This is a genomic window from Phenylobacterium sp. (genome assembly GCF_020253645.1).
GTDB lineage: Bacteria > Pseudomonadota > Alphaproteobacteria > Caulobacterales > Caulobacteraceae > Phenylobacterium.
The window spans coordinates 1-2547 of the sequence record NZ_JADCBG010000006.1; the positions used below are offsets into that span (position 1 = coordinate 1).

Annotated in this window: 3 protein-coding genes; all 3 read left to right on the forward strand. The window is 67.7% G+C overall.

Translation table 11 applies throughout. The features are described 5' to 3' along the window. Positions 1–204, forward strand: a 204-nt coding sequence (locus tag INE98_RS00305; protein WP_293535718.1) for a hypothetical protein, incomplete at its 5' end; no start/stop codon positions are given. A gap of 78 nt (positions 205–282) precedes the next feature. Beyond that, positions 283–1212: a helix-turn-helix domain-containing protein gene (locus INE98_RS00310; RefSeq protein WP_293535720.1), complete on the forward strand. Its 930-nt coding sequence runs from the start codon at positions 283–285 to the stop codon at positions 1210–1212. A gap of 41 nt (positions 1213–1253) precedes the next feature. After that, positions 1254–2378: a flavodoxin-dependent (E)-4-hydroxy-3-methylbut-2-enyl-diphosphate synthase gene (gene ispG, locus INE98_RS00315; RefSeq protein ID WP_293535721.1), complete on the forward strand. Its 1125-nt coding sequence runs from the start codon at positions 1254–1256 to the stop codon at positions 2376–2378. Positions 2379–2547: the final 169 nt, after the last annotated feature.

The window sequence follows — 2547 nt, forward strand, 5'->3', positions numbered from 1 at the left end:
CCCCTCGAGGCCTTCGTTCTGGTCGCCCTCGGCTTCGAGGCGCTCTCCATGCCGCCGGCAGGGATAGGACCTGTGAAGCAGATGGTCCTCTCGTGCGACCGCGCAGCTGCGCGCAAGGGACTCGAGAAGCTGATCCGGAGTACTTCCGGCTCGATCCGGAACGAGGTCGAGACCCTCGCCCGAAAGCTTTATCTCGCGGTCTGAGGCCGGTCGCAGAGAGACATTTGGCCTGCCTCGCGGGCCATGCTATCGCCGGGTCGCATTCATGGGATCGTCTCAGCCATGGCCGACCAAGGCGCCGGGGAAGGTGAAGCGGCCGCCGCATCCGGGCCAGACCTTCAGGGCGGCGCGCATGTCGGCGCCGCGCTCCAGGCGATACGCAAGTCCCGCGGCCTGAGCATCGAGGCGATATCCGCGCTGACCCGGATCCGGCCCGCCTACGTTGACGCCATAGAGGCCCTGAGGCTGAAGGACCTGCCGAGCCGGCCGTTCACGATCGGCTACATCCGGGCCTACGCCCAGGCGCTGGGGCTCCCCGAGGATGAGGCGATCGCCCGCTTCAAAGCCGACGATCCGGACCGCAACGACGCCCTGCGTCCCCCTATCGGCGTCCGCAGGATGGCGGACCCCCGCCTGCGGCTGATGATCCTCGCCGGGTTGCTGATCCTGTCCGCAATCATTGTCTGGAACCTGGTCCGTCGCGGAGCCCTTGAGGAAGAGAGCCGGCGTCCGTCGCCTCCGGTCGCCGTGGCGGCTCCCCTGGCCTCGCCTGCGGGCCCGATGTCCCTCGGTGCGCCGTTACCGGCCCCGGTGGAGTCCAACGCCCCGCCGCCCTATCTCACCCCGGGGCTGGAATCCGAGCTTTCCGCAGCGCTTCCCGAGGCGCTCCGTTCGACCGAGGATCCGACCCTCCTCGACCTCGGGGCGACCTTCACCCCCAGGGGAGCCGTCCACGGCCCGACCGGCACAGGACGACTTGTCCTCCAGGCCCGCCGTCCGACAACCCTCATTGTCTGGGGCCCGGACCGGTCGGCCTGGTTTGCTCGACCGCTTGCTGCGGGTGAAGCCTATCGCATAGACCCCGTCCGGGGCCTGGCCTTCGAGACCGTTGAGCCAGGGGTGATCGCAGTCTTCCTGGATGGCCGGACGCGGGGAACCCTGCCTGCAGGACTGACCCCCGCTTCGGCCATCTCGACATCGCCTGGTCCCTGACTCGTCTTGGGAATCCTCCGGCGACGGCTTATTCTGAGGCCATGACAGACCCTCACGCCCTTCGCCCCTGGCGCACCATCACCCGCCGCAAGTGCCGGAAGATCCGGGTCGGCGCAGTGGAGGTCGGAGGAGACGCCCCGATCAGCGTCCAGTCCATGACCAACACGCTGACGGCGGACGCCGCCTCGACGATCGACCAGGTCCGCCAACTGGAGGAGGCCGGCGCGGACATCGTGCGGGTCTCCTGCCCTGATGAGGCCTCGACCGCCGCCCTGCAGCAGATCGTCAAGTCGGTGAAGGTCCCGATCGTCGCGGACATTCACTTTCACTATCGCAGGGGCATCGAGGCGGCGAAGGCCGGGGCCGCCTGCCTGCGCATCAATCCCGGGAACATCGGGAGCCCTGAAAGGGTCCGCGAAGTGATCCAGGCCGCCCGCGACCACGGCTGCTCGATCCGTATCGGCGTCAACGCCGGGAGCCTCGAGAGCCACCTTCTCGAGAAGTACGGCGAGCCCTGCCCCGACGCCATGGTCGAGAGCGCCCTCGACCACGCCCGCATCCTGCAGGATCACGACTTCCACGAGTTCAAGATCAGCGTGAAGGCCTCGGACCTCTTCATGACCGTGGCCGCCTACCAGATGCTGGCCGAGGCCATAGACTGCCCCCTGCACATCGGCGTCACCGAAGCCGGCGGCCAGAGGATCGGCACGGTGAAGTCCGCCATAGGCATGGGCGCCCTTCTGTGGGCGGGAATCGGCGACACCCTTCGCGTGTCGCTGGCCGCCGACCCTGTCGAGGAGGTGAAGGTCGGCTTCGACATGCTCAAGTCCCTCGGCCTGCGCCACCGGGGGGTGAACATCATCGCCTGCCCGTCCTGCGCCCGGCAGGGGTTCGACGTCATCCGGACAGTCGAGACCCTCGAGGCCCGTCTGGCCCACATCGCCACGCCCATGAGCCTGTCCATCATCGGCTGTGTAGTGAACGGGCCCGGCGAGGCTCTGATGACCGACGTCGGGTTCACCGGCGGCGGCAAGGGCGCGGGGATGGTCTACCTGGCGGGAAAGCCTGACCACAAGATGGACAACGACCGCATGGTCGACCATATCGTCGAGTTGGTGGAGCAACGGGCCGCCGAACTTGAAAGCGCGTCCCTGAGCCCCACCTAAACTGGCTGCCGCGGCGGGTCCGTCGATGGCGAACGGAAGCGCCGACTGCAGGGCCACAACCGGCTTGAACAGGCGCCGCTTCGCAAAGAGGAGAGAGCCATGTCTGCGGACGGCAACTGGAAGATCACGATCAACACCCCGATGGGCGCTCAGGAAGTGAACGCCTCCA

What these genes read in the sequence shown, in the direction of transcription:
- ispG (WP_293535721.1), top strand. Translation starts at nt 1,254, where the DNA reads ATGACAGACCCTCACGCCCTTCGCCCCTGGCGCACCATCACCCGCCGC.
- INE98_RS00310 (WP_293535720.1), top strand. Translation starts at nt 283, where the DNA reads ATGGCCGACCAAGGCGCCGGGGAAGGTGAAGCGGCCGCCGCATCCGGG.